Origin of the sequence: Pasteurella sp. WM03 (genome assembly GCF_004570945.1) — a bacterium.
In the GTDB taxonomy this organism is placed as follows: Bacteria; Pseudomonadota; Gammaproteobacteria; order Enterobacterales; family Pasteurellaceae; genus Rodentibacter.
On the sequence record NZ_SPPO01000006.1, the window covers coordinates 1 to 15,320 of the forward strand.

12 protein-coding genes, 4 tRNA genes and 1 pseudogene are annotated in these 15,320 nt (G+C 40.4%); 7 read left to right on the top strand and 10 right to left on the bottom strand.

Annotated features, from left to right (window positions below):
* Nucleotides 1-256: 256 nt before the first annotated feature.
* Entirely contained in the window at nt 257-919 is a 663-nt protein-coding gene (locus E4T92_RS07060; RefSeq protein WP_135094036.1) for a TfoX/Sxy family DNA transformation protein, read from the bottom strand.
* Nucleotides 920-1,407: 488 nt separating this feature from the next.
* Between E4T92_RS07060 and recA the strand changes: the two genes are divergently transcribed.
* A complete protein-coding gene (recA, locus tag E4T92_RS07065) occupies nt 1,408-2,463 on the top strand; it encodes a recombinase RecA (RefSeq protein ID WP_077543109.1) in 1,056 nt (351 codons plus the stop codon).
* A 69-nt stretch (nt 2,464-2,532) separates the two neighbouring features.
* The gene (recX, locus tag E4T92_RS07070; RefSeq protein WP_135094038.1) at nt 2,533-2,991 is read left to right on the top strand and encodes a recombination regulator RecX; all 459 of its coding nucleotides are present in this window, start codon (nt 2,533-2,535) and stop codon (nt 2,989-2,991) included.
* A gap of 1 nt (nt 2,992) precedes the next feature.
* On the opposite strand, the pseudogene crcB reads toward recX, so the two are convergent.
* From crcB to E4T92_RS07105, 7 genes and pseudogenes are all read right to left on the bottom strand, one after another.
* Nucleotides 2,993-3,371: pseudogene (gene crcB, locus E4T92_RS07075) on the bottom strand (fluoride efflux transporter CrcB).
* Nucleotides 3,371-4,189 carry a Cof-type HAD-IIB family hydrolase gene (locus E4T92_RS07080; RefSeq protein WP_135094040.1) on the bottom strand — a complete coding sequence of 273 codons (819 nt, stop codon included), beginning with the start codon at nt 4,187-4,189 and terminating at the stop codon, nt 3,371-3,373. Before E4T92_RS07080 ends, crcB begins: the two are co-directional and overlap by 1 nt.
* A 150-nt stretch (nt 4,190-4,339) precedes the next feature.
* A complete protein-coding gene (gene tuf / locus E4T92_RS07085; RefSeq protein WP_135094042.1) occupies nt 4,340-5,524 on the bottom strand; it encodes an elongation factor Tu in 1,185 nt (394 codons plus the stop codon).
* A gap of 106 nt (nt 5,525-5,630) precedes the next feature.
* Nucleotides 5,631-5,706 (bottom strand) — tRNA-Thr (locus E4T92_RS07090).
* Between the two features lie 3 nt (nt 5,707-5,709).
* Nucleotides 5,710-5,784, bottom strand: a tRNA-Gly gene (locus E4T92_RS07095).
* Nucleotides 5,785-5,826: 42 nt separating this feature from the next.
* Nucleotides 5,827-5,911 (bottom strand) — tRNA-Tyr (locus E4T92_RS07100).
* Nucleotides 5,912-5,941: 30 nt separating this feature from the next.
* Nucleotides 5,942-6,017, bottom strand: a tRNA-Thr gene (locus E4T92_RS07105).
* Between the two features lie 212 nt (nt 6,018-6,229).
* Here E4T92_RS07105 and coaA point away from each other — a divergent pair.
* The 5 genes from coaA to ilvA all read left to right on the top strand — a co-directional run bounded on the left by coaA (nt 6,230) and on the right by ilvA (nt 12,961).
* Entirely contained in the window at nt 6,230-7,165 is a 936-nt protein-coding gene (coaA, locus tag E4T92_RS07110; protein WP_077541436.1) for a type I pantothenate kinase, read from the top strand.
* A 244-nt stretch (nt 7,166-7,409) separates the two neighbouring features.
* Nucleotides 7,410-9,065: an acetolactate synthase 2 catalytic subunit gene (gene ilvG / locus E4T92_RS07115; RefSeq protein WP_135094049.1), complete on the top strand. Its 1,656-nt coding sequence runs from the start codon at nt 7,410-7,412 to the stop codon at nt 9,063-9,065.
* 1 nt (nt 9,066) lies between these two features.
* On the top strand, nt 9,067-9,285 hold the full coding sequence (gene ilvM / locus E4T92_RS07120) for an acetolactate synthase 2 small subunit (protein ID WP_077541433.1): 219 nt from the start codon (nt 9,067-9,069) through the stop codon (nt 9,283-9,285).
* Between the two features lie 85 nt (nt 9,286-9,370).
* Nucleotides 9,371-11,209 carry a dihydroxy-acid dehydratase gene (gene ilvD, locus E4T92_RS07125; RefSeq protein ID WP_135094051.1) on the top strand — a complete coding sequence of 613 codons (1,839 nt, stop codon included), beginning with the start codon at nt 9,371-9,373 and terminating at the stop codon, nt 11,207-11,209.
* Nucleotides 11,210-11,419: 210 nt separating this feature from the next.
* The gene (gene ilvA, locus E4T92_RS07130) at nt 11,420-12,961 is read left to right on the top strand and encodes a threonine ammonia-lyase, biosynthetic (RefSeq protein WP_135094052.1); all 1,542 of its coding nucleotides are present in this window, start codon (nt 11,420-11,422) and stop codon (nt 12,959-12,961) included.
* 227 nt (nt 12,962-13,188) lie between these two features.
* Here the strand turns inward: ilvA and E4T92_RS07135 are convergent, their stop codons facing one another.
* The gene (locus E4T92_RS07135; protein ID WP_135094054.1) at nt 13,189-13,824 is read right to left on the bottom strand and encodes a hypothetical protein; all 636 of its coding nucleotides are present in this window, start codon (nt 13,822-13,824) and stop codon (nt 13,189-13,191) included.
* A gap of 113 nt (nt 13,825-13,937) precedes the next feature.
* Complete coding sequence (locus E4T92_RS07140) at nt 13,938-15,260, bottom strand: anaerobic C4-dicarboxylate transporter (protein ID WP_135094056.1); 1,323 nt, start codon at nt 15,258-15,260, stop codon at nt 13,938-13,940.
* Between the last annotated feature and the right edge of the window lie 60 nt (nt 15,261-15,320).

Consider the following 15,320-nt stretch of genomic DNA (forward strand, 5'->3'; position numbering starts at 1 on the left):
ATAATAATACATCACTTAAAGTAATATGAATTTCTAGTTTCAGCACCTATTAAGACTTCAAAATTAAAATATTTTAATAAGTCAATCAACAAGTGCCCACACAGATTGTCTGATTCGTTGTTAAAGAACAAAAAATAACGACGCACTGCAAAATTCATATCTTTCACAACAGCGCGTCGTTGTGTGAGGTGCATTATAGGAATTTTTTAATTCTTTGCAACTCTTTTTTTTTAAACATCATCTAAAAGGTCAATTTTTACTCATCATCGAGCTTTCTGTACTTCCTGAAACCAGCCTCATACAAGGCATTATTTAATTTCTTTAGCAAAATCTCTTTTTGTTGTTTATTTAAAAACTCACTCTTTTTATTAGACAATGCACAAGATAGTTTCCAATACGTATCTAGCGTAGCCGGAACACCGGATTTCCTAAGCCTAACAATCGCATTTTCAGCGCCCACAATCTTTAGAGTTTTCACATCATGGATATCAATTTTCTTTAACATTCTTTCATACTTTATCGAAAGATTGGGAAGATCTTTTAGACGATTTGCTTTTGATAATGCAATTTCATTCTTTCTCTCTTGGATTTGTTTAATGGAAAGCATAAGCAATTTACGCAATAAATTTTTGTCACTTAATACATCATTAGGAAGACAATAATAATCAGATAGCAAAAACTTAGCATCAGTCTCATTTTTTGCAAAGGGTATACTCCCCTTACTTATCAACTGATTAGCCAACTCAGCTTTTGCTTGAAGATAAAACTTTCCATTTAACCAAAGAGCAAACATAAGTTCTTTTTTATAGAACAGTCCGTAGCCAGTAAAAAGATTTTTTGATGTTACATGACCAATCAGCTCATTTATAGAATTGCGAATACCATCAATATATTCATCTTTAATATTTAGTGCTACCATAAGACCTCCTTATCAAAGTAAAAATAAGAGCGTTTTCTGTTATAGCACCATTCTCACAACAATAAAACAATCCATTTACAAAATTGTGACATAGATCGTAAATTTATAACTTATCTTCTTAAAAAACTAATGAAGTAAAGTTTTGTAATACCACAAAAACTCATTCTCTTATACGCAAATACAGATTTAGGAGACTTTATCACCTCAATATTCCCCTATACTAGAGTCTAGCTATAAAAAAGTGTTATACCCGCCTATTAAGCTAATAAACTAAAAATTAGTAAACTCATCCTTAACCCAATACCCAAACTAAGAAACAGTAAATTAAATAATCTTAAGAACTATCTTACCCACGAATTTCTAATTGGAACTCTTTCGATTTTACGTCCCGAATCACATTTTTTATATAAAAATAAAATTTCACTTGATACTGTATATCAATACAGATAAAATCTAGAAAAGTCATAACATATAAGTAAGGTTAAAAAATGGCAACTCAAGAAGAAAAACAAAAAGCACTTGCTGCGGCATTAGGACAAATCGAAAAACAATTTGGTAAAGGTTCTATTATGAAACTAGGTGATACCAAAACCTTAGATGTAGAATCAGTTTCAACAGGTTCAATCGGCTTGGATGTTGCATTAGGTATTGGTGGCTTACCCATGGGGCGTATTGTTGAAATCTTTGGCCCAGAATCTTCCGGCAAAACAACGCTCACTTTATCTGTCATTGCACAAGCACAGAAAGCCGGTAAGACCTGTGCATTCATTGATGCGGAACATGCTCTTGATCCTATCTATGCTGCAAAATTAGGTGTGGATGTAAAAGAATTATTAGTTTCCCAACCAGACAATGGTGAACAAGCACTAGAAATCTGTGATGCTCTTGTACGTTCAGGAGCGGTAGATGTTATCATTGTTGACTCTGTCGCCGCCCTTACGCCAAAAGCTGAGATTGAAGGCGATATGGGAGACTCCCATATGGGCTTACAAGCACGCCTAATGTCTCAAGCACTACGTAAACTTACCGGTCAAATTAAAACCGCTAACTGCCTAGTAATCTTTATCAACCAAATTCGTATGAAAATTGGAGTAATGTTTGGTAACCCAGAAACAACAACTGGAGGTAATGCACTTAAATTCTATTCTTCCGTTCGCTTAGACATTCGTCGAACCGGCTCTGTAAAAGATGGCGAGGAAATCATTGGCAATGAAACAAAAGTAAAAGTGGTAAAAAATAAACTTGCCGCCCCATTCCGCCAAGTTGATTTCCAAATTCTTTACGGGGAAGGAATTTCCAAAATGGGCGAATTAATCGAATTAGGTGTAAAACATAAGCTAGTAGATAAATCTGGCGCTTGGTATGCTTACAACGGTGAAAAAATCGGTCAAGGTAAGGCAAATGCCATGAAATGGCTACGTGAAAACACAGAAAAAGCGGAAGAGTTAGAAACTAAACTTCGTGCTGAATTAGTTGCAAATCCTGAGCAATCATTAATGGCCGATATTGAACAATCTGAGGATAAATCTTCAGATGAAGAATAAACATTAAAGTGAACAAAATGCGGTCAAATTTCTCTTTAAATTTTGACCGCACTTTTAAGGGAAGTAAACATGTCTTCAATTGCGTTAAATTATGTTTTGAGTTTATTGGCTCGCAGGGACTATAGCGAATTTGAACTTCGTAATAAAATGCAAGAAAAAACATTTTCAGAAGAGCAAATTGACAATACACTGGCGTATTGTCAAAAGAAGAACTGGCAAAATGACAAGCGTTTTGCAGAAAACTATATCTATGCACGATCACAACGAGGCTACGGCGTTAATAGAATTAAACAAGAGCTTCGACAATTAAAAGGTGTATCAAATGAAACTATTGATGAGGTTCTATGGGAAATAAGTATTGATTGGCAATCATTAGCACTTACTGTATTAAGAAAAAAATTTCCAGACTATATGGAAAGACAGTCTCCTAAAATGAAACAAAAAATCTGGCAATATATGCTTTCACATGGATTTTATAGCGAAGATTTTGCTAATCTTATCGGCTCAACTTCTGAAGAAAATTTCTAGTCTAAGGTAATAATTTACATAATAAAATACCCAATGTCGTACTGATTAATCCACCGATTAAATGAAAGGCAATAACACTAAGGGCATTAAACCATTTGTCTGACATTAGAAGCTCAATCACTTCAATTGAAAAAAGATGAGAATGTAGTAAACGCACCAAGAAAACCTGTCACGAGAAACAATTTCCATAAATCATTAACTTGTGGATGTTGCCAAAAAAATGCCATCAATACACCGACTAAAAAGCAACCTATAAGATTAGCAAGTAATGTTCCTAAGGCAAAAGTAGAGAAAAACAAGTTAAAGCTAGAAGCGAGTCCCCATCTTCCTAAAGCACCGAATACAGCACCACAACTAATACATAATATGGCTTGGAGCATTACTTCATTCCGAATTGAAGTTGAAGATATTTTGCGACAGATTCATTTTGATTTGAGCCTATTTGCTCTAATTGTGGGCAGGCTTGTTTTAAGCGTTCATCCGCATTCTCCATAATACAACCTTTTCCAACACTGGAAAGCATCTCTACATCATTCATCCCATCACCAAAAGCGATACAGTTTTCCAAACCGTAATCTCGTTGTGCTAATACATGTTTTAATGCCTCCCCTTTGGAGACATTCTTGTTCATCACTTCCAAACAAGATAATGCAGAATAAACAATGGTTGTTTTATCACCAAAATGTTCACGTAAATATTTTTCCACTTCGATTAAATCTTCAGGACTCTTTCCAATAAAAAAGATTTTCTCCACATTACGAGCGTGATGTTTAGAAAAATCAACTACTTTATACATAAAACCTGAATCTTGATGAAATTTTTGCAATGCCGGAACGTCTTTATTAATAAACCAGCCTTCATCTTGATAGCTATTCAAACAAACCTTAGTCTCATCAAATGGCGTTTTATAAAGATCAAATACAATATCCTCAGGTAAGCTATTGCTGTAAAGCAGATTTCCTGCCATATCCCGTACCCTTGCGCCATTTGAGGTAATCATTACTGCACGCTCTGCACCAATTTTTCCAAGAATAGAACCTACATCAGTATGGTTTCTTCCCGTAGCAAGGATAATATCAATGCCACTTTGTTCCAAGCGATTCAGCGTATCAATGGTAAAGTCTCCAATAACATGATTCGCATTTAATAATGTACCGTCTAGATCTGAAACGACAGCTCTATAAAGTTGTTTTGACATAAAAAGATTCTCTAAAAGTTTTCTGAACATATCAAAATTAAGGCATAAAATAGCCTCTCTTTTTGACTGAAATCTAAAATAGACTAAATTATAAAATAAAAAGGCAGATCTATCGATCTGCCTTTATACTCATTTAATTCATCAAATGAATTATTTAATAATTTTCGCAACAACACCCGCACCAACGGTACGACCACCCTCACGGATAGCAAAACGTAAACCTTGGTCCATCGCAATCGGGTGGATTAAGGATACAGTCATTTTGATGTTATCACCAGGCATTACCATTTCCACACCTTCCGGTAACTCGATAGTACCGGTTACGTCTGTTGTACGGAAATAGAATTGTGGACGGTAACCTTTGAAGAATGGCGTATGACGACCACCTTCATCTTTTGATAATACGTACACTTCTGATTCGAAGTCAGTGTGTGGCGTGATTGAACCCGGTTTCGCTAACACTTGACCACGTTCGATTTCTTCACGTTTGGTACCACGTAATAATGCACCGATGTTTTCACCTGCACGACCTTCGTCAAGTAATTTACGGAACATCTCAACACCGGTTACAGTTGTTTTCGCGGTATCTTTGATACCTACGATTTCAACTTCATCACCGGTACGGAGAATACCACGCTCTACACGACCGGTAACTACTGTACCACGACCTGAGATTGAGAACACGTCTTCAATTGGAAGAAGGAACGGTTGGTCAATCGCACGCTCAGGTTCTGGGATGTAAGTATCTAAGTGGTTAGCTAACTCAAGAATTTTCTCTTCCCATGCAGCATCGCCTTCTAACGCTTTTAATGCTGAACCACGTACGATTGGGGTATCATCACCAGGGAAGTCATATTGAGAAAGAAGTTCACGAACTTCCATTTCAACTAATTCTAATAACTCTTCATCATCCACCATATCGCATTTGTTTAAGAATACGATGATGTAAGGTACACCTACTTGGCGACCTAATAAGATGTGCTCACGAGTTTGTGGCATAGGACCGTCAGTTGCTGCTACAACAAGAATAGCACCATCCATTTGTGCCGCACCGGTAATCATGTTTTTAACATAGTCGGCGTGTCCCGGACAGTCAACGTGTGCGTAGTGACGGGTTGGGGTATCGTATTCTACGTGTGAAGTATTGATGGTAATACCACGCGCTTTTTCTTCCGGTGCGTTATCAATTTGGTCAAATGCACGAGCTGAACCACCGTAGTGTTTTGCTAATACTGTGGTGATTGCAGCTGTTAAAGTTGTTTTACCGTGGTCAACGTGGCCGATTGTACCCACGTTTACGTGCGGTTTTGTACGTTCAAATTTTTCTTTAGACATTTAAAGAGTCCCTCTAAATAGACACGGTTATCGATGGGTAAATAAACCACATTAACCAATAAAATTGTTTACTATTTAATTGAAGGAAGAGAATTTTAAGGCTGGCTGGTGCTGATAGGCGGATTTGAACCGCCGACCTCACCCTTACCAAGGGTGCGCTCTACCAACTGAGCTATATCAGCGTTTGGAGCGGGCAGCGGGAATCGAACCCGCATCATTAGCTTGGAAGGCTAAGGTAATAGCCATTATACGATGCCCGCAAGTCCTAAATTCATCTGTCCCATCAGAATTCATCTAAAAGATGGTGGAGGGAGAAGGATTCGAACCTTCGAAGGCTGAGCCAACAGATTTACAGTCTGCCCCCTTTGGCCGCTCGGGAACCCCTCCACGCTAAATGAATGCTTGTTTACGAAAGAATGGTGCCGACTATCGGAATCGAACTGATGACCTACTGATTACAAGTCAGTTGCTCTACCTACTGAGCTAAGTCGGCGTGTCGTAAGCAAGTGAGGCGTATTATATGGAAAAAAGCCTGCCTGACAAGTCTTTTTTCTAAAAAAATTTATTTTTTTATTTGTTCGTCTAATTTGCAAGCAAAATCGATTGTTTTTGCCGTAATTTTCATCAATTTTAAGAAAAACAATGCACAACAACACATTATAAGGTATATTTTTTGGTATTCTTCAATACCCTCTATATTAAATCGTGGAAATTTCTAATCAACTGACCCCATTTCTATACTTTGATCGAACACAATGGGCAAACTTACGAAAATCAGTTCCCCTAAAATTAACCGAACAAGATCTCAAACCTTTGCTTGGTTTTAATGAAGAACTTTCCCTTGAAGAAGTCAGCACTATTTATTTACCACTTACCCGTTTAATCAATTATTACATTGAGGAAAACCTTCGTCGACAAACCGTGTTAAACCGCTTTCTTGGCGGACAGAATCCTAAAGTTCCTTATATTATTGGCATTGCCGGCAGCGTTGCGGTAGGGAAAAGCACCTCAGCACGGATTTTACAATCTCTTCTCTCCCACTGGCCAAACGAAAGAAAAGTCGATCTTATCACTACCGACGGATTCCTCTATCCTCTTGAAAAACTTAAACAAGATAACCTTTTGCAAAAAAAAGGGTTTCCTATCTCTTATGACACAGCAAAATTAATTCGCTTTCTCGCCGAAGTGAAATCCGGTAATAAAAACGTCAAAGCACCGATTTATTCCCACTTAACTTACGACATTATTCCCAATCAGTTCAATATCGTAAATCAACCTGATGTATTAATTTTAGAAGGATTAAATGTACTACAAACTGGAGGAAATAAAAGCACTCAGACCTTCGTCTCTGATTTTGTAGATTTTTCGATCTATGTCGATGCAGAAGAACATCTATTAAAAGAATGGTATATCAAACGTTTCTTAAAATTTCGCCAAAGTGCATTTAAAGATCCCAATTCTTACTTTAAACACTATGCTGCCCTTTCAGAGCAAGAGGCAATTACCACTGCAACTCAAATTTGGGAAAATATTAATGGCTTAAACTTACGAGAAAATATCCTTCCAACCCGAGAACGAGCCAATCTCATTTTAACGAAAAGTGCAGATCATGCCGTTGAATTAATCAAATTAAGAAAATAATAAGTGCGGTTGAAAATCACTCTATTTTGTTGCGTACTTTGGAAAAGTGTATGAAAAATTTGACTCAATCAAAAAGATTATCCAAGGATACATTTACTACCCTCCCCGATAAAACCGGTTAGCCAAAAGTAATTTGCTGCGCTTTTTTTGTTTTTTTCACTTTTTGACCCTACCAATGCGACAAAATTTCGCTACAATGAAAACCTTATCAAAAAAACAACAATAAACATAGGATGCAAACACGATGACAGGCGCACAACTCATTATGGCGTGTTTGAAAGCACACCATGTCACCACCCTTTTCGGTTATCCCGGTGGCGCAATTATGCCCACCTATGATGCTCTTTATGATGCAGGACTCGATCATCTTCTTTGTCGCAATGAACAAGGCGCAGCAATGGCTGCCATTGGTTATGCACGTTCTACGGGGAAAGTGGGTGTCTGTATTGCCACTTCCGGCCCCGGGGCAACGAACTTAGTAACCGGACTTGGCGATGCCATGATGGATTCTATTCCTGTGGTGGCTATTACCGGTCAAGTGGCCTCGCCCTTAATCGGCACTGATGCTTTCCAAGAAGCAGATGTACTCGGGCTTTCGCTTGCTTGTACGAAACACAGTTTTATTGTGCAAAGTGCGGATGAATTAGCGGATGTTTTCGCACAAGCCTTTGAAATTGCACAGAGTGGTCGTCCCGGCCCGGTATTAATTGATGTGCCACGCGATATTCAAGTAGGCGAAGTGCCTGAGCATATCAAAGCTTATGTCAAAACTCCCGCAAAACCGACCGCACTTTGCAATGAGAATCTTGCGCAGGCAAAAGCGCTCTTAGCCGCCGCCAAAAAACCGGTACTTTATGTGGGGGGCGGCGTAGGTATGGCAAAAGCCGTGCCTGCATTGCGTGATTTTTTAGCACAAACCAATATGCCCTCAGTTTCCACTTTGAAAGGATTGGGCACGATTCATCCTGAAAATGACGTTTATATGGGAATGATTGGTATGCACGGTACAAAGGCAGCCAATTTTGCCGTGCAAGATTGCGATTTGTTGCTCGTTTGCGGCGCCCGTTTTGATGATCGGGTGACGGGAAAACTTGATACTTTCGCTCCGCATGCCAAAGTAATTCATTGCGATATTGATGCAGCTGAAATTGATAAACTGCGCCATGCGGATGTGGCTTTACAAGGTGATTTAATTCAGGCTTTGAATGCACTAAAACAACCGCTTGATATTGAACCTTGGCGTGAGTACATTCGAGAACTCAAAGCAAAATTAGATTTTACTTATATGGATAATGCGGGTGATCGCCCGATTGATCCTTGGGCGTTACTTAACACCCTATCCAAGCGTAAACCGCAAAATGCGGTTGTTTGTACCGATGTCGGGCAGCACCAAATGTGGTCGGCGCAACATATGCAACATTTTGCACCGGAAAATTACCTCACTTCCGCCGGCTTTGGCACCATGGGATTTGGTTTGCCGGCAGCGGTGGGGGCGAAAAAAGCCCGTCCGCAAGATGAGGTGATTTTAGTCACCGGTGATGGTTCTTTAATGATGAATATTCAAGAGTTAGGCAGCATTAAACGTGGCAATTTAGCAGTGAAAATTTTACTGTTGGATAACCAACGTTTAGGTATGGTGCGCCAATGGCAAGATTTATTTTGGAGAAGACGCCGTAGCGAAACGATTTTAGAAGACAACCCTGATTTTGTGATGCTTGCCAAAGCATTCAATATTCCTGCCGAACGTATTGAACGGGCGGATGAAGTGGATGCGGCACTCACAAGATTGCTTGAAAGTAACACTGCTTATTTATTGCAAGTGTGTATTCCGCCCGATGATTGTGTGTGGCCTTTAGTACCGCCGGGTGCCTGTAATGCGGATATGGTGGAGGAAATGTAATATGAACAACTATCAAATTGAATTGAACGCCCGCCATCGCCCTGAGGTATTGGAACGCATTTTACGTGTGATACGCCACCGTGGTTTTACCGTTACCACAATGCAAATGGAATTAATTGAAGATAAAGTGCGGTTAAAAATCACCGTAAAATCCGACCGCACTTTGAATTTGTTGGTGAATCAATTGGTGAAGTTGCCGGATGTGATGGAGATTAAATAAATGAATACGTGCGTGGATTGTCCCAATCCTAGCTCATACGAAGAATTTAAACGAACTTTAAAAAATTTACTTGGAGAGATTATTTATGCCAAAACTACGTTCGGCGACCAGTACACAGGGTCGTAATATGGCAGGTGCGCGCGCTTTGTGGCGTGCGACAGGAATGAAAGAAAATGACTTTGGAAAACCCATTATTGCGGTAGTTAATTCCTTTACCCAATTTGTACCGGGACATGTGCATTTAAAAGATATGGGACAGCTTGTCGCCAAAGAAATTGAAAAAGCGGGCGGTGTCGCAAAAGAATTTAATACGATTGCGGTGGATGACGGCATCGCCATGGGGCATGGTGGGATGTTGTATTCTTTGCCTTCCCGTGATTTGATTGCGGATTCTGTGGAGTATATGGTGAATGCTCACTGTGCTGACGCCATGGTGTGTATTTCCAACTGCGACAAAATTACTCCGGGAATGTTAATGGCGGCAATGCGTTTAAACATTCCGACCATTTTTGTTTCCGGCGGCCCAATGGAAGCGGGCAAAACCAAACTTTCCGATCAACTGATTCGTTTAGACTTAGTGGATGCGATGATCGAAGCGGCAGATCCGAAAGTGTCTGACGAGCGCATTGATGTTATTGAACGCAGTGCCTGTCCGACTTGCGGTTCTTGTTCGGGGATGTTCACAGCGAACTCAATGAATTGTCTAACAGAGGCTCTTGGGCTAAGTTTGCCGGGGAACGGCTCAATGCTTGCCACCCACGCTGACCGTAAAGAGCTCTTCTTAAAAGCCGGCCGTCAAATTGTGGAATTGTGCAAACGCTACTATGAACAAGATGACGAAAGCGTGTTGCCACGTTCAATCGGTACCTTTGAAGCCTTTGAAAATGCGATGAGTTTAGATATCGCCATGGGCGGATCAAGTAATACGGTTTTACACCTATTAGCCGCCGCACAAGAAGCCGGTGTGGATTTCAAAATGGCGGATATTGATCGCCTCTCCCGTGTGGTGCCTTGCTTAAGCAAAATTGCACCGAATACCAATAAATACCATATGGAAGACGTACACCGTGCGGGGGGCATTATGGGCTTATTGGGTGAACTCGATCGGGCAGGATTGATCCATAAAAATACCCAGACAGTCTTGGGAATGAGCATGGGGGAACAGCTTGAGCAATACGATATTATTCGTAACCAAGATGAAACATTGCACAAATTCTTCCGTGCCGGGCCTGCCGGTATTCGTACAACAGAGGCTTTTTCTCAAGATTGCCGCTGGGATAGCGTAGATAATGATCGTGTAAACGGCTGTATCCGCAATAAAGAAAATGCGATTTCCCAAGAAGGGGGATTAGCCGTGTTATTCGGTAATCTTGCTGAAGACGGTTGCATTGTGAAAACCGCAGGTGTAGATGAATCCATTTGGACATTTAGTGGTTCAGCCATTGTATTTGAAAGCCAAGAAGATGCCGTTGCAGGGATTTTGGGTGGAAAAGTGAAAGAAGGCAACGTGGTAGTGATTCGCTATGAAGGGCCGAAAGGCGGGCCGGGTATGCAAGAAATGTTGTATCCGACTAGCTATTTAAAATCTATGGGCTTGGGTAAAAAATGTGCCTTATTAACTGACGGGCGTTTTTCCGGCGGCACATCAGGACTTTCAATCGGCCACGCCTCACCGGAAGCCGCATCAGGCGGTGCAATTGGTTTGGTGCGTGATGGCGATATTATCAATATTGATATTCCAAATCGTGCTATTAATCTTCAAATTAGTGATGAAGAACTTGCTGCCCGCCGTGCGGAACAAGACGAAAAAGGTTGGATTCCGGCAAACCGCCAACGTGAGGTTTCTTTCGCCTTAAAAGTATTCGGGCATTTCGCTACCTCTGCGGATAAAGGCGCAGTGCGGGATAAAACCCTGTTAAAATAAAATCGTAGGGTGGGTGGATTGATGACATCCACCTCCCTCCTTTATGCGTGAACTTAGGTTCACACACCCTACAAAGTGCGGTTATTTTCCCACGACTTTTAAAAACATTAGAAATATTGACCGCACTTTCGTTAGATGGGGATTAACCCATCAATAATCATCTGACATTTATATTAATGATAGGCAAAAATCTATCCAACAAACAGTATTATGAAAAACCTACTTACTAACCCACAACCGAGCCAAAGCGATTATATCAATGCGATCGTCAAACTTGGCTCTCGAGTCTATGAAGCGGCAACGGTCACACCGTTACAAAAAATGGGCAAATTGTCCGAACGTCTTCACAATAATATTTGGATTAAACGAGAAGATCGCCAACCGGTAAACAGCTTTAAATTGCGTGGTGCTTATGCGATGATCTCAAGTCTTTCACCAGAACAAAAAACCGCAGGTGTGATCGCTGCTTCAGCTGGTAACCACGCACAAGGTGTCGCCTTATCCGCCAAAGAACTTGGCTTAAAAGCATTGATCGTGATGCCACAAAATACGCCAAGCATTAAAGTAGATGCGGTGCGTGGTTTCGGTGGCGAAGTGTTATTGCATGGTGCGAATTTTGATGAGGCGAAAGCCAAGGCAATTGCCCTTTCCAAAGAAAAAAATATGACTTTTATTCCGCCTTTTGATCATCCACTCGTGATCGCCGGACAGGGTACACTTGCGATGGAAATGTTACAGCAGGTGGCGGATTTGGATTATGTCTTCGTACAAGTGGGCGGCGGCGGTTTGGCTGCCGGTGTGGCGATTCTACTCAAACAATTTATGCCGGATATTAAAGTAATCGGTGTGGAATCCAAAGATTCAGCCTGCTTGAATGCCGCCCTCGAAAAAGGCGAACCCACCGATCTCGCCCATGTGGGATTATTTGCAGACGGTGTGGCAGTGAAACGTATTGGTGATGAAACTTTCCGATTATGTCGTCAATATCTTGATGATATGGTGCTTGTCGATAGTGACGAAGTGTGCGCAGCGATGAAAGATTTATTTGAAAATGTGCGTGCCGTCTCCGAACCCTCGGGGGCATTGGGTTTAGCCGGCTTGAAAAAATATGTGAAAAAACATCATATTGAAAATAAAAATATGGCGGCAATTTTATCCGGTGCGAACCTAAATTTCCACACGCTACGTTATGTGTCCGAGCGTTGCGAAATTGGTGAAAATCGTGAAGCCTTACTTGCCGTCACGATGCCGGAACAACCGGGAAGTTTCTTAAAATTCGTTCAAGTGTTGGGAAATCGGGCGGTGACAGAATTTAGTTATCGCTATGCCGATGACAAACGGGCTTGTATTTTTGTTGGCGTGCGTACCTTGAATGAAGCTGAGAAATCAGACATCATCACTGATCTCACACAAAATGGTTTTGATGTGGAAGATATGTCTGATGACGATATTGCAAAAACCCACGTGCGTTATTTAATGGGAGGACGAGCCGCTAACCCGAGCGAACGTCTATATTCCTTTGAATTTCCGGAACAAAAAGGGGCGTTACTAAAATTCTTAGAAACCCTACAAAATCGTTGGAATATCTCCCTTTTCCATTATCGTGCACATGGTGCAGACTACGGCAATATTCTCGCCGGTTTTCAATTGGGTGAAACGGCACAAGCCGAGTTTGAGGATACGTTGGAAAAACTCAATTATGTTTACGAAGATGTAACCGAAAGTAAATCTTATCGTTATTTCTTACGCTAAAAACAAGGTAAAAAAATACCGCACTTTATATCTAAAAGTGCGGTTATTTTTTCGGTATTATGCAGCAGTTGCACAAATCTGTTTTTTGGTTAGCTTGTAGGGGTACACTGAGTGTGTACAAATTTTAACATATTGAAATGATTTGATTTTATAACGGACACACGCAGTGTGTCCCTACATGTCGTTGAAATTTCTATTTTTGTGCATTTGCTACATAATACTCATTTTTATTTTACAAATTCACTAAATTCCAATTCATAGTCATCGCCATCTCGAGAATATTTAATATAGCGGGGGAATTGTTCTCCGGTAAATTTTTTCACCATAATATCTTTATTGCCGGTTTTGAACGTGTAAGTGATTTCTGTCACTTTTTGTTTATTGTATTCAACTTGTTTTTCACTTTTCTTCACCTTCACATTTTCCATCGGATAGAGTTTTTTTCCATTAGTAATTTGGAAACTGTTTGGTAGTTTATCGTAGTAACTTAGTTGGAAAGCCATAGTGAATAAATCGAAAGTCGGTAATTTTAGTGGCTCGGTTTTTAAGCTGTCTTTTATTTTGCCGTACTCAATCGTTGTGGGGGAGATTTTAGAAACCGAGTAAACTTTTCCATTACGGCTATCTTGATAATTTACCATGTTAAATTGATTGGTGGTTTGTGTACCACGTGAGTTGAATACGATATTGTACAGTGGGATATTAATTTTGGCGTTCACTGAATATTGCGTACCATCCGCTTTAAAATGTACATAAGCCGGCATTAAATAGTTAGAGCTGTATTTGATATTGTAATCCGCAGCAGACCAAGCATGGGGAATATAAGCTGCAAGTGCAATAAAAAGAATTTTAGCAAGTTTCATCAATGTTCCTTATAAAAAACAAATATGTTTACTTAGAGTGAGGTTTTATAGATAAGTTCGCGAAGATAAAAAACGGTGCAACACGCACCGTTTTTGTTCGCTAATATAGCTGGTTAGAGAAGAACATTAGCCAGTAATAAACCAATCACTAAGCTAAATACCATACTTAATAAGCCCGGTAACATAAAGCTATGGTTAAAAATATATTTACCGATTTTGGTTGTACCGGTGGTATCAAAGTCAATAGAGGCAATAATCGGACCGTAGTTTGGCACGAAGAAATAACCGTTTACCGCCACAAATACCCCGATTAATACCGGGGCAGGAATACCAAGTGCAATACCAAGTGGGAATAAGGTTGCCACGGTGGCGCCTTGGCTATTAACTAATACGGAAAGCACAAACAACGCCAAGGCAAATGTCCAAGGTGCGGTTTCCACTAAACCTTTCACCATATCTTTCACTTCCGTCATATGTGCCTGCATTAATGTATCGCCCAACCACGCAATACCAAAAATCGCAATAACCGCACGCATACCGGCATGGAACACAGAACCTTTAGTGATTTCCGTGCTATCCGGTTTACAGGTTAAGACGATTAATGCGCCGATTGATAACATAATAATTTCAATAGTATGTGCCATTCCCATCGGTTTTCCGTCAAACACAGGACGTAAAGAAGGTATCGCACCCATTAACACCACAAGTAAGGCACCGAATAAGAAGAGAGAAACAGAAATTTTTGCCGTTTTGCTGATTTCTAATTCTTTGACATCCGTTGTAGAATTAAAGGCATCAGCATATTTTGGATCTTTTAAACGACGTTGATATTCAGGATCATCTTTAAGTTCTTTACCTATTTTATTGACAAAAATACAAGCAAGGAAAATACCTAAAAGGGTTGCCGGAACTGTTACCATTAACACATCGCCAAGATGAATCCCTTGTGGTTCAAGATAAGCCACCACGGCAACAACGGCTGCGGCAATTGGGCTTGCAACAATAGCAAACTGTGAGGCGATGACGGCCATTGAAAGCGGACGCTCAGGGCGAATACCGTTTTGACGACTTACTTCCGCGATAACAGGTAATACTGAATAAGCCACGTGACCGGTACCGGCTAAGAAGGTGAATAACCAAGTTACAGCCGGTGCGATGAAAGTAATGTGTTTTGGATTACGACGTAGAATTTTCGTTGCGATTTTGATCATATAATCCAAACCACCGGCCGCTTGCATTGCCGCTGCGGCAGCCACCACCGCCATGATCATAAACATCACATCAATTGGTAAACCTGCGGGTTTCAAGCCAAAACCAAAGGAAAGAATAGCAAGACCTAAACCACCAAATACACCTAAACCTATGCCACCCACACGTGCACCCACAAGGATACACAATAGCACGATAGCAAATTGTAATAAGAACATTGCAGACATACTGCCCCCTAAGTTAATAAAAAATGATTTCTCTGTTATAAAAACGCCCGCTAATATAGC

Bases quoted from the DNA above. Each gene is read 5' to 3' on its own strand.
- recA (WP_077543109.1), top strand. From the start codon at position 1,408: ATGGCAACTCAAGAAGAAAAACAAAAAGCACTTGCTGCGGCATTAGGA.
- ilvA (WP_135094052.1), top strand. From the start codon at position 11,420: ATGAAAAACCTACTTACTAACCCACAACCGAGCCAAAGCGATTATATC.
- E4T92_RS07080 (WP_135094040.1), bottom strand. From the start codon at position 4,189: ATGTCAAAACAACTTTATAGAGCTGTCGTTTCAGATCTAGACGGTACA.
- E4T92_RS07135 (WP_135094054.1), bottom strand. From the start codon at position 13,824: ATGAAACTTGCTAAAATTCTTTTTATTGCACTTGCAGCTTATATTCCC.
- ilvD (WP_135094051.1), top strand. From the start codon at position 9,371: ATGCCAAAACTACGTTCGGCGACCAGTACACAGGGTCGTAATATGGCA.
- E4T92_RS07140 (WP_135094056.1), bottom strand. From the start codon at position 15,260: ATGTCTGCAATGTTCTTATTACAATTTGCTATCGTGCTATTGTGTATC.
- E4T92_RS07060 (WP_135094036.1), bottom strand. From the start codon at position 919: ATGGTAGCACTAAATATTAAAGATGAATATATTGATGGTATTCGCAAT.
- recX (WP_135094038.1), top strand. From the start codon at position 2,533: ATGTCTTCAATTGCGTTAAATTATGTTTTGAGTTTATTGGCTCGCAGG.
- tuf (WP_135094042.1), bottom strand. From the start codon at position 5,524: ATGTCTAAAGAAAAATTTGAACGTACAAAACCGCACGTAAACGTGGGT.
- ilvG (WP_135094049.1), top strand. From the start codon at position 7,410: ATGACAGGCGCACAACTCATTATGGCGTGTTTGAAAGCACACCATGTC.
- ilvM (WP_077541433.1), top strand. From the start codon at position 9,067: ATGAACAACTATCAAATTGAATTGAACGCCCGCCATCGCCCTGAGGTA.